Annotated in this window: 23 protein-coding genes; 15 read left to right on the top strand and 8 right to left on the bottom strand. The window is 69.1% G+C overall.

Annotation, left to right across the window (positions count from 1 at the left end; translation table 11 throughout):
* Positions 1–68 precede the first annotated feature (68 nt).
* Complete coding sequence (locus tag OHA10_RS36840) at positions 69–215, bottom strand: hypothetical protein (protein WP_371403420.1); 147 nt, start codon at positions 213–215, stop codon at positions 69–71.
* 70 nt (positions 216–285) lie between these two features.
* On the opposite strand from OHA10_RS36840, the gene OHA10_RS36835 reads away from it, so the two are divergent.
* Positions 286–474 (top strand): hypothetical protein, encoded by a 189-nt coding sequence (locus OHA10_RS36835; protein ID WP_371403419.1) that lies wholly within the window; start codon positions 286–288, stop codon positions 472–474.
* Here the strand turns inward: OHA10_RS36835 and OHA10_RS36830 are convergent.
* Positions 471–4,058 (bottom strand): UvrD-helicase domain-containing protein, encoded by a 3,588-nt coding sequence (locus OHA10_RS36830; protein ID WP_371403418.1) that lies wholly within the window; start codon positions 4,056–4,058, stop codon positions 471–473. The two genes, OHA10_RS36835 and OHA10_RS36830, sit on opposite strands and share 4 nt — an antisense overlap.
* Positions 4,051–7,125, bottom strand: a complete 3,075-nt coding sequence (locus OHA10_RS36825; RefSeq protein ID WP_371403417.1) for a PD-(D/E)XK nuclease family protein — start codon at positions 7,123–7,125, stop codon at positions 4,051–4,053. Before OHA10_RS36825 ends, OHA10_RS36830 begins: the two co-directional genes overlap by 8 nt.
* Positions 7,126–7,239: 114 nt before the next feature.
* On the opposite strand from OHA10_RS36825, the gene OHA10_RS36820 reads away from it, so the two are divergent.
* The 10 genes from OHA10_RS36820 (at position 7,240) to OHA10_RS36775 (ending at position 14,813) form a co-directional block, all read left to right on the top strand.
* Positions 7,240–7,449 (top strand): hypothetical protein, encoded by a 210-nt coding sequence (locus tag OHA10_RS36820; RefSeq protein WP_371403416.1) that lies wholly within the window; start codon positions 7,240–7,242, stop codon positions 7,447–7,449.
* 7 nt (positions 7,450–7,456) lie between these two features.
* Positions 7,457–7,852, top strand: coding sequence for a VOC family protein (locus OHA10_RS36815; RefSeq protein ID WP_371403415.1), 396 nt, complete (start codon positions 7,457–7,459; stop codon positions 7,850–7,852).
* A 144-nt stretch (positions 7,853–7,996) separates the two neighbouring features.
* The gene (locus tag OHA10_RS36810; protein ID WP_371403414.1) at positions 7,997–10,741 is read left to right on the top strand and encodes an FtsK/SpoIIIE domain-containing protein; all 2,745 of its coding nucleotides are present in this window, start codon (positions 7,997–7,999) and stop codon (positions 10,739–10,741) included.
* The gene (locus OHA10_RS36805; RefSeq protein ID WP_371403413.1) at positions 10,738–11,415 is read left to right on the top strand and encodes a hypothetical protein; all 678 of its coding nucleotides are present in this window, start codon (positions 10,738–10,740) and stop codon (positions 11,413–11,415) included. The genes OHA10_RS36810 and OHA10_RS36805 overlap by 4 nt, the downstream gene beginning before the upstream one ends.
* An 18-nt stretch (positions 11,416–11,433) precedes the next feature.
* Positions 11,434–11,694, top strand: coding sequence for a hypothetical protein (locus OHA10_RS36800; protein WP_130388988.1), 261 nt, complete (start codon positions 11,434–11,436; stop codon positions 11,692–11,694).
* 18 nt (positions 11,695–11,712) lie between these two features.
* Positions 11,713–12,957, top strand: a complete 1,245-nt coding sequence (locus OHA10_RS36795) for a hypothetical protein (protein WP_371403412.1) — start codon at positions 11,713–11,715, stop codon at positions 12,955–12,957.
* A complete protein-coding gene (locus OHA10_RS36790) occupies positions 12,957–13,436 on the top strand; it encodes a hypothetical protein (RefSeq protein ID WP_371403411.1) in 480 nt (159 codons plus the stop codon). Before OHA10_RS36795 ends, OHA10_RS36790 begins: the two co-directional genes overlap by 1 nt.
* 73 nt (positions 13,437–13,509) lie before the next feature.
* Complete coding sequence (locus tag OHA10_RS36785) at positions 13,510–13,905, top strand: hypothetical protein (protein WP_371403410.1); 396 nt, start codon at positions 13,510–13,512, stop codon at positions 13,903–13,905.
* Positions 13,906–14,136: 231 nt separating this feature from the next.
* On the top strand, positions 14,137–14,382 hold the full coding sequence (locus OHA10_RS36780; protein ID WP_371403409.1) for a hypothetical protein: 246 nt from the start codon (positions 14,137–14,139) through the stop codon (positions 14,380–14,382).
* Positions 14,379–14,813, top strand: a complete 435-nt coding sequence (locus tag OHA10_RS36775; RefSeq protein WP_371403408.1) for a hypothetical protein — start codon at positions 14,379–14,381, stop codon at positions 14,811–14,813. The genes OHA10_RS36780 and OHA10_RS36775 overlap by 4 nt, the downstream gene beginning before the upstream one ends.
* Before the next feature lie 189 nt (positions 14,814–15,002).
* Here OHA10_RS36775 and OHA10_RS36770 read toward each other — a convergent pair whose 3' ends face one another.
* The gene (locus OHA10_RS36770) at positions 15,003–15,314 is read right to left on the bottom strand and encodes a hypothetical protein (RefSeq protein ID WP_371403407.1); all 312 of its coding nucleotides are present in this window, start codon (positions 15,312–15,314) and stop codon (positions 15,003–15,005) included.
* Positions 15,315–15,495: 181 nt separating this feature from the next.
* On the opposite strand from OHA10_RS36770, the gene OHA10_RS36765 reads away from it, so the two are divergent.
* Positions 15,496–16,485, top strand: coding sequence for an oxidoreductase (locus tag OHA10_RS36765; RefSeq protein ID WP_371403406.1), 990 nt, complete (start codon positions 15,496–15,498; stop codon positions 16,483–16,485).
* 11 nt (positions 16,486–16,496) lie between these two features.
* Positions 16,497–16,988 carry a metallophosphoesterase gene (locus OHA10_RS36760; RefSeq protein ID WP_371403405.1) on the top strand — a complete coding sequence of 164 codons (492 nt, stop codon included), beginning with the start codon at positions 16,497–16,499 and terminating at the stop codon, positions 16,986–16,988.
* A 90-nt stretch (positions 16,989–17,078) separates the two neighbouring features.
* On the opposite strand, the gene OHA10_RS36755 is transcribed toward OHA10_RS36760, so the two are convergent.
* Positions 17,079–17,234 carry a hypothetical protein gene (locus OHA10_RS36755; RefSeq protein ID WP_165546543.1) on the bottom strand — a complete coding sequence of 52 codons (156 nt, stop codon included), beginning with the start codon at positions 17,232–17,234 and terminating at the stop codon, positions 17,079–17,081.
* An 18-nt stretch (positions 17,235–17,252) separates the two neighbouring features.
* On the opposite strand from OHA10_RS36755, the gene OHA10_RS36750 reads away from it, so the two are divergent.
* Both OHA10_RS36750 and OHA10_RS36745 read left to right on the top strand, forming a co-directional pair.
* Positions 17,253–17,888: a hypothetical protein gene (locus OHA10_RS36750; protein ID WP_371403404.1), complete on the top strand. Its 636-nt coding sequence runs from the start codon at positions 17,253–17,255 to the stop codon at positions 17,886–17,888.
* 74 nt (positions 17,889–17,962) lie between these two features.
* The gene (locus OHA10_RS36745; protein WP_371403403.1) at positions 17,963–19,285 is read left to right on the top strand and encodes an exonuclease domain-containing protein; all 1,323 of its coding nucleotides are present in this window, start codon (positions 17,963–17,965) and stop codon (positions 19,283–19,285) included.
* 3 nt (positions 19,286–19,288) lie between these two features.
* Here OHA10_RS36745 and OHA10_RS36740 read toward each other — a convergent pair whose 3' ends face one another.
* From OHA10_RS36740 to OHA10_RS36730, 3 genes are all read right to left on the bottom strand, one after another.
* Positions 19,289–19,813 (bottom strand): orotate phosphoribosyltransferase, encoded by a 525-nt coding sequence (locus OHA10_RS36740; protein ID WP_371403402.1) that lies wholly within the window; start codon positions 19,811–19,813, stop codon positions 19,289–19,291.
* A 21-nt stretch (positions 19,814–19,834) separates the two neighbouring features.
* A complete protein-coding gene (locus OHA10_RS36735; RefSeq protein WP_371403401.1) occupies positions 19,835–20,098 on the bottom strand; it encodes a hypothetical protein in 264 nt (87 codons plus the stop codon).
* 63 nt (positions 20,099–20,161) lie between these two features.
* Positions 20,162–20,650 carry an FBP domain-containing protein gene (locus OHA10_RS36730; RefSeq protein WP_371403400.1) on the bottom strand — a complete coding sequence of 163 codons (489 nt, stop codon included), beginning with the start codon at positions 20,648–20,650 and terminating at the stop codon, positions 20,162–20,164.
* Positions 20,651–20,707: the final 57 nt, after the last annotated feature.

The raw sequence follows: 20,707 nt of genomic DNA, 5'->3' as shown, positions 1-20,707 counted from the left end.
CTATCGCTGTCACCGACCGCGGCGGCGACGGACCGGCGGTGATCCTGCTGCACGGACTCGCCGGCAACTCACGCGAACTCCTGTCGACCGCGGACGCGCTCACCGACCGCTTCCGGGTGCTGCTGGTCGGCCAGTCGATGGGTGCGCACACGGCATTCCTCACCGCCGTGGTGCGCCCCGACCTGGTCGATCGGCTCGTGATGCTCGAAGGCCACGTCGCCGGCGACGACGGTCCCGAGGGACCGGCCAACATCGGCAAATACTTCGCATCGTGGCCGGTGCCGTTTGCCGACGAAGCGGCAGCGCGCGTTCCTCGGCGACCGTCCGCTGACAGATGCCTGGGTCAACGATCTCGAACCGGCACCCGACGGGCTACGCGCCGACCTTGCCGCGGCGAGCCACGATGCCCACCTCGACGCATTCCACGGCTGGGTCAACGTCCTCGAGCGATACCTGAGCGGCGACCTTCCCTAGGACACCTGTCGCTCGATTGCTCCGCCGGGGTTGAGGAACAGCAGGACCGGCGGGCCGGTGTTGGGCAGGATCGCCGCGTACGCCTGCAGCTGTGGAGCGTAGTAGGCGACTCGGCTGTCCAGCGCTGCGGCGGGAATGGCGTCCGTCTTGTAGTCGACGATGGTGAGACGGCCGTCGTCCTCGCGGTAGATGAGATCGACGAAACCTTCGAGCACGGTGCCGTCGGGCTGGACGGTGCCGACGTACGACTCGCGCCAATGCTCCCGAGTGGCCGCACGCTTCACCACGTCGGACGCCAGCGCCGACCGGACGAGGGCGGTCACGACATCGGCGTACTCGAGCACGCCCTCGGCCACGCACTGCGTGGAGACAGCGGCCTCGATGCCGGCGCCGGTGGTGAGGTCGACGACTTGGAGTACGGCGTGGACCGCGCGGCCGATCGCGGTGCCGTAGCGGCCCTTGGTCCACGGTGGTAGCTCCAGGTCTCGGGCAGCCTTCGCAGTACCGGGGTCGATGTCGTCGAGCGCGACTTCCGGGCCGGTGCCTTCGAGGCCGGACGCGCTCTGGGCTGAGCGGGCGCGGCTCGCGGCCTGGGCGGCGGAGGCCCGCGTCTCCCACTCCGTGCGGGAGATCGGCGGGGTGACGTCGGGGCTGGCGGACGGTTCACGGTCCGGGACCGGCGGGCTGGTGAAGAGCGTCGAGTGTGGTGCTTCGACCCCGCCGGCGGATGCGAGCAGTTCGGCGTTGCTGGAATGGCGGCGGTTGCCGGAGCGGTGCAGCGAGACGATCAGGTGGTCGCGGGCGCGCGTCGCGGCGACGTACAGGAGGCGGCGGCGTTCGTAGTCGTCCATCTGCTCGTCGACCGGTTGCACGAGATCGAAGTCCTCGGTCTGCACGGACGACTTGAGCTTGACGGCGTACCCGCCGTCCGGCGGCCAGAGGACCTGGACGCCGCGCTGACGGTTCGGGGCTGCGGTCATCCCGGACAGGATCACGATCGGGAACTCGAGACCCTTCGCGGCGTGGATCGTCATTACGCGAACGGCGTCGGCGTCGGTCTCGGGCAGCACTGCCTCGGCGACGCGGGACGTTTCTTCGCCCTGGTGAGCAGCCCAGGCGAGGTACGAACGCAGGCCGCCGTGCTCGACCTCGGACCATGCACGGGCCTGGTCGACGACGAAGCGGATCCGGCGCCAGGCATCCCTGGATCGCGGGCCGATCGCCGCGACCTCGAGCATGCGGCGGTCGGCGACGATCTTCGCGAGGACCTCGCTGGGAGTGAGCCAGCGGGCCGCGTAATGGGTGCGGCGGAGCCACTCCATCGCCTCGCCGACCGGGTGGGTCAGGAGCTGGTCAGGCACCGGGGCGGTGAGCGTGAACGAACCGCCGGAGCGCTTCCAGGTGTAGAGGTCGTCGTCGCCGCAGCCGAACAGGGGCGAGCGGAGTGTGGTGACGAGGGCGAGTTGGTCGCTCGGGTCGCCGAGGGCGCGGGCGCAGGCGAGCAGGTTGCGGACCTCGGCCGTTTGGTAGACGAGGGAGCTGGCCTCGGCGCGGTACGGGATGTCGGCGCGGTCGAGGGCGTCTTCCAGGAACGGGAGGGACGTGCGGGCCGGGACGAGTACGGCGATGTCGCCGGCCTCGGCGGGGCGCCACGATTCGGCGCGGTCGTCGTACACGAGCCAGCCGTCGCGGAGAGCCTCTGCGATGGCGGACGCTACGTCGGTGGCTTCGCGTTCGCGGAGGACGGAGGCTTGCGCGCGGGGGAGATCGTCGTGCGGTTCGGCGCCCAGGATGGTGACGGCGGGGCCGGTGGACGGGTCGCCGTCCTCCGCTGGGACGTCCGGCGGTACGTCGGCCGACACGGTGTCGTCCCGGCGACGGAACGGCAGGACCGTGGCGACGTCAGCAAGCTGCTCGTCTTCGGCCGGCGCTGGGTCGTCGTCGAAGAGGGTGGGGGTGTCGTCGGTGTCGTCGAACATCGAGAGCTGGTCGCCTTTGACCGGGGTGGGCTCGTCGGGCTGATCAGCTGCTCGAGAACGAGAGCGTGTACCCGGACGGACCGCGGACGAGGTCTCAGGACCGGCAGGAGAAGAGGTGCCAAGACCGCTGGCCGAAGGGGCGCCTGGGTGAGTGGGCGACGGGGTGCCAGGGCGGGACGGCGATGGGATGGTGTCGGCTGCGGTGGGGCTGGCTCGATGAGGGGCGAGGGATTGGTACGACGGCTGGGCGGCTTCCTGCGGTTGGATCAGGGTGCCGAAGACAGTGTTGATCCAGCCGAGGATCGGCGGCACCGTGCGGAAGTTGGTCGTGAGGGCGACCGTCTCACCGAGCAGGTCCTGAGCGGTGAGGTACGTCGCGATGTTGGCGCGACGGAACCGGTAGATCGACTGCTTCGGATCGCCCACCACGAACAACCGGCCCTCGGGCACCTCGACCTCGCGCCAGTCTTCCGCATCGGCCTCGACACCCCCGGCGATACGGACCGCGAGCTCGATCTGGATCGGGTCGGTGTCCTGGAACTCGTCCAGCAGCAACCGCTCGAACCGCTCCTGAAGATCCCCGCGAACAGCCGCGTCCCGCCGCAGCAGATCACGAGCCAGCACCAGCAGGTCGTGGAACTCCAGCCGCCCCTCGGCACGACGAAGCTCGGCCGACTCCAGCACCCGCTCCGCGATCCAGTGAGAAAGGTGCCGGAGGCAAGCATCAAGCAGCAGCTCGACGAGCGAACCGGCGACCTCGACCACCTCGGTGCAGTCACCGCGCACCTTGGCGATGTCGGGCCAGTTCTCCTTGCGGCCGATCCGCCCGACCTTGAGTCCGCGCAGCGTCTGGAGGATCGCGAGCTGCGTCTCCTGGTCGGTCGCGGCATCGAGCATCAGACCGAGCTCGCGGATCTGCACCAGCTTGGGCAGCAACCGATCCTCAGGATCAAGGCAGGAATCAACCGCCCCGCCGATCTGTGCGGCCGCGGCGATCAGCCCGGTCAGATCCGGCATCGCGACCAACTCAGGCGGGTCGACCAGCACGCGCTCGGCGATCAAGTCCCAGTCGTTCCCGAACAGCCGGGCGAGCGACCGAAGATGCTTCAACTCGACCCCGACCGCCATCGCGAGCAACAGCGGCTCAGCGATGGAGTCGTCATCGAGCAGCTGCTGCTGCAACTCGGCCCAGCGTTCCTCGAAGGCGACCGACGACCCGACCTCGTCGAGTACGTCGATCAGCGGCGGCAGACCGGCCTCGATCGGATGCGCGAGCAGGATCTGCTGAGCAAAGGCATGCAACGTGCCGATCGAGGCGGAGTCCAGATCGTCGAGCGCCGCGTCGGCCAGCTCGCGAGCGTCGCCCTTCCGCGCCTTCTCGAACTCGACCCGCAGCCGGTCCCGCAACTCCGCGCCGGCCTTCTCGGTGAAGGTGACAGCCGCAATGGTCCGCAGCGGTACGCCGTCGCGCAGCACCAGCGTGGTCACGCGATCGACCAACGCATGCGTCTTCCCGGACCCAGCCCCCGCCTCGACGAACAGCGTGGTCTCGGTGTCGGAACGGATGCGATCGCGCGCGGCCCCGTCGAGCAACTGCTCAGTCATCGCCGGCCTCCAACGCAGTCGGATCGATGAGACGCACCAACCGCTCCAGGACCGGGTCGTGACGCTTGCGGTCCCAGCGCGCCCGGACCTCGCTGTGCCCGATGCCATCGGGGTTGCAGTACGGACATTGCACCCAGAGGAAATCAGGCACCTCGGGCGCCTTCGGCGGGAAGTACCCGGCCGCGATCGACGACACGATCACGTCGAGCGTGTCGACGTACCGCTCCTCGACCTCAGGAGTCAGCGGCACCGGGATCCGCTTGCCGCCACGGCGGACGAACCAGTACGACGCCTCGACCGGGGTCGTCGGCTCGCCCAGCCGCGCGCGGGCCGCGTACGCGTACACCGGCAACTGCAGCTTGGTCCCGCCGGCGACCGGGTCGGACTCGATGCCTTCGTACCGCGAGAAGCCGCCGGTCTTCACGTCGGTCACGTAGATCGTGCCGTCCGCGCCGAGGTCCACCTTGTCGGCCGATCCGCGCAACAGCACCCGACCCGACGGCACCGGGATCTCCACCGGGGGCTCGCCGTCGAAACCGAATCGGAGCTCACTCGCGACCACCGACGCGGACCGCTCCGCACGCCAGCGCTCGTCGTCCGTCAGCAGAACCATGAGGTCGCCGAGGATCCGCAACCGCTCGCGCTGCCACAGGCGTGGATGCCCGGTCAGCCCTTCCGCCTCGAACTGCTCGGCCAGATCGGCCCCGATCGCCAGCAGCAGCGACCGTTGCTCCTCCGTCCACGGCTCGCCGTGCGCCGGGAGCGAGCCCGCCAACCGCGTCACGAACGCGTCGAGGCTGTTGTGGATCAGATTCCCGATCTGCACCGGCGAGATCACCAGCAGGTCCTCGGGCGCTTCGAGCGGCTCCACCTGAAGCAATCGCTCGACGAAGTACGCGTGTGGGCAGGTCGCATACGACTCGAGCGATGTCGGCGAGGCGATCCGATTCTCGACCGCGTACTCCGGCAGTCCGGATACGCCCGACAAGTCCCCGTCGAAACGGGTGAAGGCCTGAGATGCCCGGCCCCGCAACAGCTCCCGCGCCCGCACCAGCACGCCGTCCTGCACCCACAGGCCGGCCGCGGCGGCTCGCGTCTGCCACTCCTGCTCCGTCGCCGGCATCGTTGCCATAGTCAACGATCCCGCGTACGACGCCGACGTCTGCAACACCTCGTCGTACCGGTCCCACTGGGTCGCCGGGAGCGCGTGATCACCCGTCAGCTCCCGCAGCGAACCGAGCAGCCAGCGCGTCGGCAACCGCCGTGACGACCGCCGCAGATCTCCGCGCGGGAACGCGGCCACGACCCGCGCACCGGCAGAGAACGCGACCAGCAGATGCCGTTGCTTCTCGTCCAACCGGTCCCGGAACGACGCCAGCTCGGGCGCCGCCGCCTCCCGCACCCGATGGGGGAGCAGCGCGTCCTCATGCACTCGCCCGGGATACAGGTCCTCCGACAGGCCCACGACATACACGATGTCCGCCGACAACCCGATGCTCGCGGACAGCGGCGCGACCAGCACGCCAGTCCCGAACGTCCCGACCCGAGGCAGCGACTGCTGCAGCTCCAGATCCAGTACGTCGCGCAGCACCGCCAGGCTCGCCGGCGTACCGAGCTCGTCCAGCGTCGACAGCCCCGTCAGCGATCCCTCGACCGCAGCCGCGGCGTACTGCTCCTCGATCGGCAGCGACGAGTAGTCACCCAGCAGATCGTGGAAGAGCTGCAGAACCCCTTCCGACAACTCGGCCCAGGTCTCCAACTCCGCCAGCGCGCTCAATCGTCGCCGCAGGGTGGAAGCAAACGCATGCAATCGCTCAGCCGTCGTCGCGTTGTGCTGCGCGCGACGCACTGCGGCCGGCCGCGGATCCTCGGCGGCCTCTTCCTGATCGGCCGTCCGCCGCTCGGACTGGGCGTATCGCGCGAGCCGCGTGTCCCAGTCGTCCCCGCGCACCACCCCGGCCGCCCGCGACATCCGCTCCCATTGCGGCACCGGGATCCGCTCTCCGCCGAAGTCGCGCGTCGGCGCGTTCGCCAACGCCCGGAACACATCCGCGCGCGGCAGATCCTGATCGACCAGCGCCAGTACTTCGAGCAGCGTCCGCGCGATCGCCCGCTCGTGAACCGGCCGTGTCCCCGGACCGTTGACCTCGATCTTCGCGGCGCCGAGGTGCTCGTGCAGCAGACGCGCGTACGGCGAAGCGGCCGAGTACAGCACCGCGATCTGGTGCGCAGGCGTGTGTTCCAGCGCCGACACGACATCGCGGACGACGCAACGCACCTCGTCGTCGGCGTCGGACGCGTTGAGGATCTCGGTCGCGACCGGATAGTTCTTCGAGATCGACCGCGGCAGGTCGATCCCGATCCGTTCGAGCGAGCGCCGGACCGCGCGATCGGCACGGCGTACGTCGGTCAGGCCAACGATCACGGTCAGATCCGCGGACGCGTCGCCGAGCGCTGCAACGAAGGCAGCCTCGGACTGCGTCAGCTCCTGCGGAAGGTAGAGGACCAGCGCGCCGAGCTCACGGACGACCTCGGGCGACGCTTCGATCCGGGCCGCGGCGGCGCGGAGGAGGTCGGTTTCGTCGTACCAGTCCGAGGCCAGGTCGCCGGTGACATGGCGGTGCAGGCGGACCAGATCCGGACCCAACGCGGAAGCTCCCGCGACCTTGTCGAGCGCGGGATCGGTGAGGTCGCGCAGTTCGCGATGGGCCGATGCAAGCGCTTGGATCGTGGACGGGTGCTCGGCGACCTCCTGGAAGATCCCGGGGGCCTTCGCAAGCGCCGTACGCCAGGTGGCTGCGACGATCGGACGGGTTGCGGGGCGCCGGGGCGACAGCGCGCCGGCAGCGATCTGCTCGGCCAGCCGCTCGAGCGTCGCCAGATACAGCCCGCCGATGGACGAGCGAGCGAGATGGCGGCGGGCGATGACGCCGGCGAGGTTGTTGGGCAGCAGGAGAGTCACGGGAGTCATCGGATCGTCGGCCTTCAGCCCCGCGACGACGGCTTGCAGGCGCTCCAGCGCGGCCGCGCCGTACGGCGTCGTCTCGATCCGGGTCGTGCTCACCATGACCTCCCCTCGACTGTCAACGGAGACGGTAGACCCTGCCACAGACAGAAAGGTGAAGGGGCGCGAAACGCCAAGGTTTCTGCAGGGTCGGCGGCTGCCTCTCACAATGAAGAAATGACCAGGGAGACGTGGATCGCGCGGGTGTTGCTCGTGCTCGTCTTCGCGCCCGGCGGCGGGTTGTTCGGCAAGGCGGTCGCGGAGGCCGCGCAGGCCCGGCCGTGGTGGCCCTGGCTGGTCGCCGCCCTGGTCTGGCTGCTCGTCTCCGGAGCGATCTCGATGGCAGTGTCGACGGCGGTGTCGAGCCATTCTGCCGAGCACAGATAATGCTGCGATGGTCGCCGCGGTGCATCACGTCGAGATCTGGGTCCCGGACCTGTCCCGGGCCGTCGCAAGCTGGGGCTGGGTCCTCAACCGGCTGGGCTGGAAGGACGGTGACGGCTGGCCCGGTGGTATGACCTGGACCGCCCCCGACGGCTCGTACGTCGTGGTCGAGCAGAGCCCCGCGATGTCGGCCGCCGAGCACGACCGGATGCGGCCCGGGATGAACCACCTGGCGCTGAACGCGGCCGGCCGGGCCGAGGTCGACGCCGTCGTCGGCGAGGCCGCCGAGCACGGCTGGACGCTGATGTTCGCCGACCGCCACCCGTACGCCGGCGGGCCGCAGCATTACGCCGCCTTCCTCCACAACACCGACGGCTACGAGCTCGAGATCGTCGCGCCGGACTAGCAGCGGATTACTGGGTGAGACTGCTGATGCCTGGAGTGACGGATGGGACTACAGGTGTGACATGGTTACACCAGGCAATCAGTACGGTCGCGGGGCAAGGGTGAAAGGGCGGTGCTCGTGACGGAGAAGCCTGACGGGGGAAGTATGCCCGGATCGGCTTCGCGCGGAGCGCGCAGTACAGACGCAGCACCGGAGCTCCTCGAAGCGCGGATCCGTGGTCTGCAGCATGCGCTGGGACAGCTGTTGGAGAACGCACAGCGGTTGACCCAGGGCGAGCATCAGCGCGCGGTCCGGCTGCATCGTCAGTTACAGGAGCAGACCGCTATCGCGCGGCGTGAATCGCGGGCGCTGGTCGACGCGAAGACCGCGGAGGCCCTGTCCGAGGCCGAGCCCAAGGCAAGGTTGCTTGCGGACCGGCTGGCGCCCGGTCTGGGATCGATCCCGCCGAACGACGCACGCTGGCGTTCGCGTCAGCTCGTCGGCGCGGGCGTCCCGTCGTACGTGCGGGTCGGTGAACTGGACGCCGGTACGCCGGTCGTCGCGCCACTGCTCCGGACGAACGGCTGGAAGGTCACCGCGGACAGTAACGAGAATGCGCGTCGGCTGCTGCAGAGCACCGCTCTGCGGCTGATCGCGGCGGCCGAACCGTTCCGGCTCCGCGTCGACGCGTTCGATCCGCGGCTGACCGGGGTGATGGGGCTGCTCGGTCACCTGACCACGAAGTACCCCCAATTGGTGCCGAGGGCAACGCATACGGCGGAGCAGTTGCACACCGTGCTGTCCGGACTGGTCGACGTCTCGTCGCTGCGGGCGAGCCGGCAGGCGCAGCTCGGGCACGAGCGGTTCGAGGACCTGCTCAAGGAGACCGGTCAGGTCACCGATCCGTACCGGCTCGTGATCCTGTTCGACTACCCGTCCGGGATCGACACGCTCGCCCAGCGCGACCTGCTCCGGCTGGCCGCGACCGCCGGCAAGCGGGGGATCTGCTTCCTCGTCCACTACGACGCGTCGACCGCGGCCGAGCTGGACGTCGACTCGAAACAGTTGCTCGAGCTCCTCAATCCCGTTGTCATCAGCAATGACCGGGTCGAGGTCGCGCAGTTGCCGCCGGCCCGGCTGGATCCGCCGTTCGACGCGACCGTTGCCGCGGGCATCTGTGACGTGATCGCCGAGCAGGCCGATATCGCCGTCCTCCCGACCATCGACTTCGAGCGCACCCTGCCCGATCGTTTGACCTGGTGGCGGCCGGTCAAGGACGAGATCGGCGCCGTGATCGGGTACGACGACCGCACGCCGGCGCTGGTCCGGTTGCGCAGCGGCAACCCGGCGCTTCCGCACGTCCTCGTCGGCGGCGCGGTCGGCCAGGGCAAGTCGAACCTGCTGCTCGTGCTGATCCACGGTCTCGCCGCGCGCTATGCACCCGCGGACCTGGAGATGTACCTGCTCGACTTCAAGCACGGCGTCGAGTTCTCTGCTTTGGGCCCGGGGCCGGATCGGCCGCACTGGTTGCCTCAGGTGCGAGTGCTCGGGGTGCACAGCGATCGCGCGTTCGGTCTCGCCGTACTGCGTTATCTGTCGGACGAGCTCGCGCGGCGCAGCGAGATCTTCAAGTCGCACGGGAACGTCGCCGACATCGCGGAGCTCGCTCCGGGACCGGATCGGCCGCCGCGGATCCTCGTCGTACTCGATGAGTTCCAGGTGCTGCTCGAGGACGACGACGAGCTGGCCGACGAGGCCGCGAAGTTGCTGGAGCGGCTGGTCCGGCTGGGGCGTGCGTACGGCGTTCACGTCGTACTGGCGACGCAGACGATCGAGGGTGTGAAGCGGCTGTCGACGCGGCGGGACTCGATCTTCGGGCAGGTGCCGTATCGGATCGCGCTGAAGACCACGCCGGCTGATTCGCAGGCGATCCTGCGGAGTGGGAACACGGCGGCCGCCGAGCTGCAGTTCCGCGGCGAGGCCGTGCTGAACGCGAACTTCGGGTCGCCGGATGACAACCAGCATGTGCTCGTGAGCTTCGCGGACAAGCCGGTGCTGGACGCGCTGCGGCACGAGCTGTGGTCGCGCGCGGGGGCGGAGGCGCGCCCGCCGCGGGTGTTCCATCTGGCCGAGCCCGCGCATCTGGCCGAGACCGCTGCCGCGGTGAAGCCCGAGTTGGGGCGGCCGTGGACGGGGTTGCCGATCGCGGTGACCGAGGAGCCGGTGTCCGTCGAGGTGCGGCCCGAGCCTGGTGCCGGCGTACTCGTGCTGGGGGACGGGCCGGCCGATGCGCTCGGCGTACTGACTGGGCTGGCGGTGTCGACGGCCGCCGCTGCGGTGGATGCGCCGCGGTTCGTGTTCGTGGACGGGACGAACTCGGCGCCGGCTGTTGCCGAGGGCAAAGACGCGCTGGTGCAGGTACTGCGGGAGCTCGGCTGCGAGGTCGAGACCGTGGACAAGCACGACGACATCGCGCCCCGGCTGTTCGCGCTGCGGGAGGCGATGCGGACAGGGCAGGCCGGCGGGACGTACCTGCTCGGGTTCGGGTTCCACGGGGTGCCGCGGATGCAGGTGCACGCCGAGGGGTACTTCGAGAGCCCGGCGAACGCGCTGCAGGACATCGTGCGGGACGGGCCGGCGCAGGGGCTGATCACGTACGGGTGGTGGAACCGGATGCATGTCTGCACCGAGCAGCTCGGGTACGGGCGGGCCAACGTGGCGACTCATCTGTTCCTACGGCACCCGCAGGACGGCGTACGTGCTGTGGCCGGGCCGCTGGTGCGGTGGGCCTCCGAGCCGCATCGCGGGCTGTTGTGGGACGGGCTGCATCCCGAGGCGCAGGTCGTCGTACCGTTCGCGGCGCTGCGGGCTGACGAGGTCGATCGCACGGTGGAGTTGGTGCGGCGATGAAGACCGTGGAGCAGGAGTGGTCCGAGTACGTGCGGGCGTTGCGCACGGTCGCGATGGCGCGGGCGGACGCACAGCAGGCGCAGGACCGGTTGACGGCGCACAAGTCCAAGGCCGAGGCGACCGCGGCGGCAGAGGCCGATGCCATGGCCGAGCGTGGACTGAAGCTGCAGACCAGGCTGAACGCGCTCGCCGAGAAGGCGGCCGCGAGTCTGCAACGGGCCGGCCTGCCGGCCGACGGGAAGCGCGCGAACCACACGCTGCCCGAGATCCGCGCGCTGAACGACATCGAGACCGTTGCCGAGCGCATCACCAAACAGCTCGCCGAGTCGGTCGACGAGCTGGAGGAGCTGCGGACCACGGCCCGGGCGCTCCAGGAGCAGCGCAAGCGGCGTACCATCAGCGCGGTCCTGGCGCTGGTCGGGTTCGTGCTGGTGTGGGTGTTCAGCGGGTCGTTCCTGGCCGGTGTCGAGGCCGCGGCGATCGCGGCGATCACGATGCTGGCCGCGTCGCGGATGCTCGGGCTGCCGCGGCTGCCCGGCGCGCGCTGGTGGGGCTGGGGCGGTGCGGTCGCGGTCGTGGTGCTGATGGCGGCCGGTCTGCCGTGGTGGATCGGGATCGGCGTGCCGGTCGTGGTGGCGGGTACGGCGATCGTGCTGCCGAAGAAGCGCAACTAGGTTTGGGAGTGGGTTGAGGTGTCCGACGTACTGCGGCTCAAGGAACAGCTGCACCAGGTCTCGATGGAGGCCAAGCAGGCGGCCGGCGGCCTGGCCGGGTTCAAACTCCGCTTCACCCAGCACAGCCAGCTGGTCGAGAGCTTGATCGCGGGCACCGCCACCGGTATCGACCGCGACATCACCGAGATCCTCGAGGCCGCGAGCAAGGCGGTCGAGCAGGCCGCCGAGGCGCTCGAGATCGCGTCGGCCGGCTGCAAGAACTACGCCGACCAGATCTGAGGACGTCGGGGCGCGGGCATGCCGTCGGAGCTGCAGCGGGTCGCCCGCGGTCTGGTCGATTGCTTCGACGAGATCCCGCGGGTGGTCGAGCAGCTGCAGCGGACCGCCGTACGGTGCCGGGAGAACGCCCAGCTCGCACTGATCGCATCCCGCGGCCAGGCCACGGTGGCCGCCCAGCAACTGGACGCCGCCGCCCGAGCCTGCGAGGCCGCCGCCCACTACCTCTCGATGGCCCCGCCCAAGGCCCGCGGCTGGGCCGAGGGCCTCGTCGGTACGGCGGGCCCGTCGACCAACCGCCCCTCGTCGAACTCCGCGGACCGCAACAAACTCACCAGCGGCTCCGGCGACCTCGACTCGCTGGGCCGGACCAAACGCCTGACCTTCGCCTACGAGGACCTAGAAGTTGCCGAAGACAACGAACCCCCACTGATCACCGTCGCCCGCAAGGCCTTCGAGAAGTTCCGCAAGGCCCACGAGAAAAACGACGACCGTGACGAGCAGGAGCCCCTCGAGATAGAAATCACCGTCCTCGAGACCGGCGAGTTCGAATTCGAAGAACGCAACGAAGAAGAAGACCGGAAACGCACCGAACACCTCCTCCAGGACCACGAGATCGAGGTAGACCTCACCGAGGCCGTCAAGAACCTCCTCAAGTCGATGGCCGACGAGGAGAAGAACCAGTGGCAACACGCCACCTTCACCATCACCACCGACGAGATGACCGCCACCTTCGACTACCCCGAGGAGGCGCGGCCCCAGCCGATCATCGTCGATATCGACCTTCCCGACCTTCCCACCGTCGACTTCGACCCGGCTTTCGATGCCCGGCCGCTCGACGTCGACTTCGAGCCCGGCGTCTACGGCCCGGACGAAACGTTCGAGCCCCACGAACTGCTGATCGCGGAACGTCTCGCCGAGGAGGGCTGGCGCGTCGATGTCAGACCTGCCGACCACAGTCGGCCGCACCACAAGAATCCCGACGTCATGGTGCGCAGGTCCGCGTCGAGCCGCGGAGTGGTCGTCGAGTTCAAGACGCCGACGAGCCTGAAGAACAGTGCGGTCAAGCGGAACATGAACCGCGGAAGTGGGCAATCGGGAACCGATGGCGAGGTGGTCATCGACGGACGCAGGATCGGGCTGTCGGAGGAAGATGCGGAACGAGCGTTTCGGCGGGCCTCCAGTCAGCCGGGCTCGAGGGTGGCCAGCATGGTGCACGTGATTCTTGGTGACGGTCGGTTGGTGAGTTATGCGAGGGAGAACTGATGGCTGACAGCGATGAGATCTTTCTGTCGATGGAGGGGTCGTTGGAGGACGCCGCCGGACGGGTGGCGGAGGTGCTCGGCCTGGAGTTCAACGGGGACCTGCGGGTCGAGACCGGTGAGTTGCAGTACAAAGGCCGGGCGCGGACGTTCGACGAGATCATCGGCTTCTACATCGGGCCGAACACCTTCCAGCCGGAGCCCGACGAAGTGCAGGCGATGGATCACTATCCGCTGGTTGTCGACGTCCAGGCTCGCAACCGGAAGCCCGCACAGTCCGAGGAGGCGCGGCTCGCCTTCGAATTGCTGGTCGGGGCCTTCGGTGAGGTGCCGGCCATCCTGTCGCACAACGTGGAGCTTCTCGTCGCGGCCTACCTGCCCGGCCGCGGAATCCACACCTTCGAACCGGGAACGACCCTCGACGACTCCGATCTCGACACCTGGCGCCCGTGGGTCGTCGGTCGCCCTTCCAGCGATGTCTAGCAGTGACGCCATCTTCCTGGCCGGGAGTGATCCGCTGGAGGCGACAGCGGGGTGGCTTGCGGGAGTTCAGCAAGTGGGAGCGCTTCAGGACCCGGAACTGAAGGAGGGGCAGCGGTTCTTCAGCGGACGGGCTCGTACGGTGGATGGAACGGTTCTGATCGTGGTCGGGCCGAACATCTATGGCGAGGATGATCCAGAACCTGAGGATGTTTCGGCGATCGACCGTTACAGCGCGGTGGTCGACGTACGGATCGGCGGCTCGAGGGACGAGGAGGCGCAGGGGAAAGAGGCTCGTGCGATCTTCGATGAGCTTGCGTCGACGCAGCCGGAGGCCGCTCTTGTGCTGGCCCACGCGATGTCCTGGATCGTCGCGGCGTACCTCCCCGGCGCCGGCGTCCACGCCTTCCCACCCACCACCTCCCTCGACGCCGAGGCCCTCGAAGCCTGGCGCCCGTGGGTCGTTGGCTGACGCTGGGCGTGGGTGTCGACGAGATCCGGCAGCGGATCGGCTGAGACGGCCTCGCTGGCACGGATCTTACGCGGTGTGAGATTTTTCTCGGGAGTTGCGTCATGAACGGCTGGGAGGGCCGTCACTACCTGTGAACCCATCCCCACAGGGAAGTGGAAGTGATTGACGTGAAGGGTTTTGTTGCGAGGTCGCTGATGGGAAACGGCTCGACTCGGTGTCGGGTGTATTGAGATGGCTGACGGTGGTGATCCTCACCCGGGTGCGGTCCGGGTGGAGCGGCGGCGGGTGCGGGTCTGGTTCGGGGACCATGTGGTGGCCGACTACCGGGCCGAGGCCGAGTTGGCGGAGCGGTACGCCGCGGCCATGTCGCGCAGGTTCGCCGGGTTGCGGGTGACCAGTGAACCGGTGCCGGACCAGGATCCCGGTCCGGAGCGGAAGTTGCCGGGCGAGCGGCTCTGGGAGGTAGCGCCGAAATGAGTTCCCGTCGTTTCCGGTTGATCCGGCATCAGGACGTCTCCGGTGTCAGCGGCACCGGGCCTGTCGCCGAAGGTGTGCAGTTCACCGACGGAGCCGTCGCGCTGCGCTGGTACGGCGACTATCCGACCACGACCGTGTGGGACGGCATCGACTCCGTCATCGCCATCCACGGTCACGGCGGGGCCACCGAGGTCGTGTGGCTCGACCCGGAAGCGGGTCCCGACCCCGACCTCAAGCTGCCGCCCCGCGAGTCCCTACCACCCCGGCCCTGGCCGGACCTGCACTCGGCGCCCGAGCCGCAGGACCCCGACCCGCTGCACTCGGACGGCGATCCCGGCATCGACCGGGGCTTCGGGCCCGAGGGCGGGGTCAGCCGCAAACACGGCGCCGCGCCGCCGTCCACGTGGACGTCGTACCGAGTCTTCCGCTGACTCGTCAGCTGTCCCAGCTCGGATCCGGCGCCGCGGACCCGATCTGCCCCAGAGCGCGCCTCGGTGCCGTATCCCCTCCCGGCACCGGGCGCAGCCCAGGTACGGCGTGCGCCTCGGCGAGGTGGCGTACGCCGTACCCGGTGCGGTACCGGCCCAGGCGGACTCGCGATACGCCTGGGCCGGGACCGGTCAGCGGTAGTTCATCTCCTCGACCAGGTCGAGGTTGTAGAACTTGCCGGGTCCGTCGCAGAGCTCCATCATCCGCGCCGAGAACTCGGTGGTGTCGGCCCGCTCGGAGTTCGCCATCGCTTCCTCGTACGAGGCGAATTCGACGATCGCGAAGTACCGTCCGGACTCGTCCCGGTCGGCGCAGTTGATGCCGCGGACCGGTGCCGGCCCCTCGCCCTCGGCCTGGCGTTTGGCGCTGAAGTCGTCCATCAGCGCCTTGATCTCGTCCGGCTTCGACGTCCGGTACTCGATGATCTGAACGAAACCAGCCATTTTCTCCCCCTGTGTCCTGACACTCACCCCTTGGTGTCTCCTTCGACAGTGCGCCTGGATGGCCTGCCTGGCAAGGCCCGAAGGCTTACGGTGACCTGACGCGGGCAGCGGATCACCCGCCGTTTCTGCCCTCGGCAGAGGTGTCTGGGTTTTGTCGGTCGGGCCTGATTGGCTTGCCCGCATGGAGATTCTGATCCTCGGTGGTACGGCGTGGCTCGGTCGCGAGATCGCCGCGCAAGCGGTCGCCCGCGGACATTCGGTGACCTGCCTGGCGCGCGGCGAGAGCGGCGCGGTCGCAGACGGTGCCTCGTTGATCGCGGTCGATCGCAGCAGCCCGGATGCGTACGACGCCGTGCCGCAGCGGGACTGGGACGCCGTGTTCGAGGTGTCCTGGCAGCCAGGGTTCGTGAGGGGTGCACTGGCCGCCTTCGGTGCCCGGGCCAAGCATTGGACGTATGTGTCCTCGGTGAACGCCTACGCGAAGTACGACACGCCCGGCGCGGACGAGACCGCCGAACTGCGGGAGCCGACCGAGCTGGATGTGGTGGAGCAGGAGTTGTACGGCGAGGCCAAGGTCGCTTCCGAGCTCGCGTCGCGGGAGATGGTGGGTGATCGGCTCGTGATCGCCCGCGCCGGGTTGATCGGCGGGCCGGGGGACCGGAGCGATCGATCGGGGACATGGGTCGCGCGGGCGGCGCGAGCGCCGGAGGAGCCGATGCTGGTGCCGGACACGCCCGAGTTGGCGACGTCCGTGATCGATGTGCGGGATCTGGCCGGCTGGCTGCTGGACAACGCGACGGAGGGCCGGACGGGGACGTTCGACACGCGCGGGCCGGTGGTGCCGTTCGGCGAGTGGATCGAGCTGGCGCGTGAGGTCGGCGGTCACACCGGGCCGGTGGTGCTCGCGCCGCGGGAGTGGTTGGAGGAGCAGAAGGTCGAGCAGTACATGGGGCCGGAGTCGCTGGCGATGTGGTTGACCGAGCCTGGGTACGAGGGCTGGTCGTCACGGAGTGGCGCCGCGGCGGCTGCGGCCGGGCTGACCCACCGATCGCGCCGGGAGTTCCTGGTGGATGCGCTCGCCTGGGAGCGGGAGCTCGGCCTGGACCGGGAGCGGCGCGCGGGTCTGAGCCCCGCGAAGGAGAAGGAGTTGATCGAGTCACTGGAGGCGTAGAGAGTAGGCGCATGCGCCTGGTGCTGATCTCGGACACCCACCTGCCGGTTCGGGCGAAGAAGCTGCCGGAGCCGGTCTGGGAGGCGATCGAGCGTGCCGACGTGGTCATCCATGCGGGCGATTGGGTGAGCGTCGGACTGCTGGACGAGTTGGAAGCTCGTGCGACCCGGCTGATCGGGTGCTGGGGCAACAACGACGGTCCGGAGTTGCGGGCGCGGCTGCCTGAGGTCGCGCGCGTGACGCTGGACGGGCTGTCGATCGCGGTCGTGCATGAAACCGGCTCGGCGCAGGGGCGTGAGGCGCGGTGCGAAGCGGCGTACCCGGGGGTTGATCTGCTCGTGTTCGGGCACAGTCACATCCCGTGGGACACGACGAGCCCGGGTGGCTTGCGGCTGCTGAACCCGGGATCGCCGACCGATCGGCGCAGGCAGCCGTACTGCACGTACCAGACCGCGACAATCACCGCCGGCCGGCTGGAAGACGTTGCCCTCCACAACCTTTAGAGGTTGCGTGCTGCAACGGGTTCGGCCGGGCAGGCGGGATCAGCGCCGTACCACCGAGTTACGGCGTGTCCCGTCTGCCCGGCCGGGAGGTCAGGCGTTCGCTGCTTCCTTGACCCGGGTCTTGAGGCGGTCCCGCACCTCTTCCGGCGTGTAGGCGCGGCGCTTCCGCTCGCCCCGCGCGATGACTACGCCCGTTGCGGCCACGCCGACGAGCCCCGCAAGTCCTACCACCTTCCATACCTTCATGACGACTAACCTAGCGACGTGAACAGCCGGATTTCGCTGGATGACGCTACGGAACTGACACGAACAGGTGACATTTGGCTGTTCCGCGGGGAGAGCGCGGCGGATCGCGCTATCCAGCTGACCACGAACAGCCCGATCAACCATGTCGGGATGGCCGTCGTCGTCGAGGATCTCCCGCCGCTGATGTGGCACGCGGAGCTCGGCCGTTCGCTGCCGGACATGTGGACAGGGCAGCACCAGCGCGGCGCGCAGCTGCACAACCTGCGTGACGCGGTGCTGGTGTGGGCGCGCAAGTACGGTCAGCAGGCCTGGCTGCGGCAGCTCGACCATCCCGTCACGCGGGAGATGGAGGACGCCGTACTGCGGACGGTGGCCCGGCTGGACGGTACGCCGTTCCCGTCGACGGCCCGTCTCGCGTCGAGGTGGGTGCGTGGCCGGGTGCCGGCGTTCCGGCGCGGGTCGCGCGAGCTCGAGTTGGAGTCGGCGTACTGCGCGGAGGTGGTAGCGGTGACGTACGAGGAGATGGGGTTGCTGCGGGGGCGGAAGCTGAACTGGTACGACCCCGGGCGATTCTGGAGCGGCGACGAACTCGAGCTGGCACGTGGGGCGCGGCTGGGTGAGGAGATCGCGGTCGACATCCCGCGCGACGCCTGACCGGACTCGAGCCGACTGGGCCCGACTGGGCCCGACTGGGCCCGACTGAGCCCGACTGAAACTGTCGGCGGCGTGTGATTGGGTTGTTCCAGTCGGTCATCGAGCCGGAGGAGGCGCGGATGTATGCGGTCATCGACACGGAGACGACCGGCCTGCTGCCGGGCCATCGGCATCGGGTCATCGAGATCGCGGTCGTGCTGCTGGACGCCCGCGGGCAGGTCGAGCACGAGTGGGTGACGTTGCTGAATCCCCAACGTGACTTGGGGCCGCAGCACATCCACGGGATTCTCACGGCCGACGTGCTGGCGGCGCCGGAGTTCGCGGACATCGCGCGGCAGCTGGGGCAGTTGCTGGCCGGGCGGATGGTTGTCGGGCACAACGTCGAGTTCGATCTCGGGTTCTTGCGCGCGGAGTTCGCGCGTCTCGGTGTCACGGTGCCGCTGATCACCGAGCGGTCGATGTGCACGATGGCGCTGGCCGGCTACCTCTATCCGGGTGCGAAGCGGACGCTCGGTGCCTGCTGTGCGGCGGCCGGCATCTCCATCGAAGGCTGGCACTCGGCGATGGCCGACACGCGTGCGACCGCCGAGCTGTTTTCGCATTATTTGAAGGCTTTCCCGTCACCGCCGCCGTGGCAGTGGGCTTACGAGGAAGTGCGGCGCCTGCCGTGGCCGTCGTTGCCGGGGACCGATGTGGCGCCGACCGTTCGTCCGGTGCACGCCGGCGGACGTCATGGCTGGATGAGCCGGCTCGTCGATCAACTGCCTCGCGTTCCGGAGCCGCCGCAGGCCGACTCGTATCTCGTGCTGCTCGACACGATCCTCGCCAACCGGGAGATCACGGCAGCGGATGCGGATCAGTTGGTGCAGGTGGCGACGGAGCTCGGTCTGACCCGTCCGCAGGTCGACAGCCTCCATCGATGGTACGTCGCTGCGCTCGCGACGGCGTCCTGGGGAGACGGCACGATCACACCCGATCAGCGGAACGACGTCGACCGGGTCGCGGTCATGCTCGGGCGACGCGCGACCGATGTCGACGAGGCGCTGCTCCGCGCGAGTGCCGGGCGGTACGTCGTACCGGATCGTCCCGGGGCGCGCGGGTTTCCGCGGGGGAGCACGATGGTGTTCACCGGTGACATGGTCGAGCCGCGCGAGGTGTGGTGGGACCGGGCGGTGGCGGCGGGGTTCGTCCCGCAGGAGGCGGTTCGGCCCGAGACGACGTTCGTGGTAGCCGCGGACGTCGACAGCTTGTCGGTGAAGGCGCGGGCGGCGCGCGAGTTCGGCGTCCCGATCATCTCGGTCGACGACTTCCGCAGACTGATCCCAGCCCACGAACACCAGCACGAACACCAGCACGAACACCAGCACGAGCGCCAGGGCGAGCGCAGGGCGGGGTGATGGTCAGGGCGTGGGCACCAGGTGCTCGGGCTTCAGGAGGGCATGGAGGGTTAGCCCGGCGTCGGTGAGGGGTGCGGGTGTGGTGGCGTTGCGGTTGATGACGCAGAGGGCGTCGGTGATGGTCGCGCCCAGCGCTCGGAGATCGTTGGTCGACAGAACGATCTGACCACCGGTGGTGACCACGTCCTCGACGATCGTGACGCGCCGTCCCTCGATGTCGGCGCCCTCGGCCAGGCGGCAGGTGCCGTACGGCTTCGCCTCCTTACGGACGAACGCGCACGGTAGCCCGGCGTGGCGGCCGAGTGCGGTCACGACCGGTATGCCGCCCATCTCCAGACCGGCCAGCACCTCGGTGCCCGGCGGGATCAGCGGCACCATCGCCGCGGTCACTTCGTCCAGCAGCACCGGATCGGCCTCGAACCGGTACTTGTCGAAGTACTCCGTTGTCGTCTGTCCGGAGCGGAGAACGAACTCCCCGGTCAGGTGGGCTGTCGCGTAGATCCGCCGGCCAAGTTCCTCGAGGTGCACACCCTGCACCCTATCCGGCGGTCAGGCGAGGTTGTCCTCGTCCGGGAGCGGTTCGATCTCGAAGCGCAGCTGCTTGCCGGAGCGGATCCGCTCGATCGCCGACAGACAGGCGGGTTCACTCATCTGTACGCCGATCTCGGCGAGCTTGTGCCGGAGCACCCTGGCCGCGTCCTCGGCGGACCGGGCGCTGGACTCGTTGATCGCCTCGATGGTCGTGGCTGTGAGCTTCTCGCGGATGTCCGGGTGTGTCTGGTGGATCTCGTGCGTGATGCGGAACTCGGTCATCGCGACTCGCTCTCCCTTGTCCTCTGCGGGCCGATAGTGGGACCAGCGTAGTGTCCCGGGACCTCAGCTGAGGACGCGTCGGACGAAAGTTTCCAGGCGGGAGGTGAGTCGCTCCGCGCGGATCTCCGGGGTGGCGGTCTCGCCCTGCGGCAGATCGAGCTCGCGCAGGCCGCGGATGTACAGCGAGCAGGCGAGATCGGCGCACATGTACATGCCGACCGTGTTGCCCTCACGGCCGGCCGAACCGGCCCGGCGCGCGGCGAACAACGCGACGTCGCTGACGTGATGCGCGGTGTTGCACAGGTCGCGCAGTCCGGCGAACCGGCGGGCGGCGCCCGAGGTCTGGGTGCTGACCGCGATCCCGGTCACGCCGTCGTCGCGGCGTACCACCAGGTAGCCGCGGTTCGGTGCCTTCGCGTCCCGCCAGCCGAGGAAGTCCAGCGACTCCCACGGCAGTTCGGTGAACCGCGCGGGCAGCGCGATCGCCTTCACCTGGCTTTTGGTCGAATTGACGAACGAGCGTCTGATCTCGTCGCCGCTGAGCGGTTCCACGACGGTCCTCCAGTTTCTCCGGCCACCTATGAGACCTGGTGCCGCGGGCGGGCCGCA

The organism is Kribbella sp. NBC_00662, from assembly GCF_041430295.1.
Taxonomy (GTDB): domain Bacteria; phylum Actinomycetota; class Actinomycetes; order Propionibacteriales; family Kribbellaceae; genus Kribbella.
The sequence above is the reverse complement of the archived record's forward strand: the minus strand, read 5'-3'. Positions and strand labels throughout refer to the sequence as shown.

Coding starts and splice junctions, on each gene's coding strand:
- OHA10_RS36810 (WP_371403414.1), top strand. CDS start 7,997: ATGCCCGGATCGGCTTCGCGCGGAGCGCGCAGTACAGACGCAGCACCG.
- OHA10_RS36760 (WP_371403405.1), top strand. CDS start 16,497: ATGCGCCTGGTGCTGATCTCGGACACCCACCTGCCGGTTCGGGCGAAG.
- OHA10_RS36755 (WP_165546543.1), bottom strand. CDS start 17,234: ATGAAGGTATGGAAGGTGGTAGGACTTGCGGGGCTCGTCGGCGTGGCC.
- OHA10_RS36815 (WP_371403415.1), top strand. CDS start 7,457: ATGGTCGCCGCGGTGCATCACGTCGAGATCTGGGTCCCGGACCTGTCC.
- OHA10_RS36830 (WP_371403418.1), bottom strand. CDS start 4,058: ATGACTGAGCAGTTGCTCGACGGGGCCGCGCGCGATCGCATCCGTTCC.
- OHA10_RS36805 (WP_371403413.1), top strand. CDS start 10,738: ATGAAGACCGTGGAGCAGGAGTGGTCCGAGTACGTGCGGGCGTTGCGC.
- OHA10_RS36795 (WP_371403412.1), top strand. CDS start 11,713: ATGCCGTCGGAGCTGCAGCGGGTCGCCCGCGGTCTGGTCGATTGCTTC.
- OHA10_RS36820 (WP_371403416.1), top strand. CDS start 7,240: ATGACCAGGGAGACGTGGATCGCGCGGGTGTTGCTCGTGCTCGTCTTC.
- OHA10_RS36775 (WP_371403408.1), top strand. CDS start 14,379: ATGAGTTCCCGTCGTTTCCGGTTGATCCGGCATCAGGACGTCTCCGGT.
- OHA10_RS36780 (WP_371403409.1), top strand. CDS start 14,137: ATGGCTGACGGTGGTGATCCTCACCCGGGTGCGGTCCGGGTGGAGCGG.
- OHA10_RS36790 (WP_371403411.1), top strand. CDS start 12,957: ATGGCTGACAGCGATGAGATCTTTCTGTCGATGGAGGGGTCGTTGGAG.
- OHA10_RS36765 (WP_371403406.1), top strand. CDS start 15,496: ATGGAGATTCTGATCCTCGGTGGTACGGCGTGGCTCGGTCGCGAGATC.
- OHA10_RS36825 (WP_371403417.1), bottom strand. CDS start 7,125: ATGGTGAGCACGACCCGGATCGAGACGACGCCGTACGGCGCGGCCGCG.
- OHA10_RS36735 (WP_371403401.1), bottom strand. CDS start 20,098: ATGACCGAGTTCCGCATCACGCACGAGATCCACCAGACACACCCGGAC.
- OHA10_RS36770 (WP_371403407.1), bottom strand. CDS start 15,314: ATGGCTGGTTTCGTTCAGATCATCGAGTACCGGACGTCGAAGCCGGAC.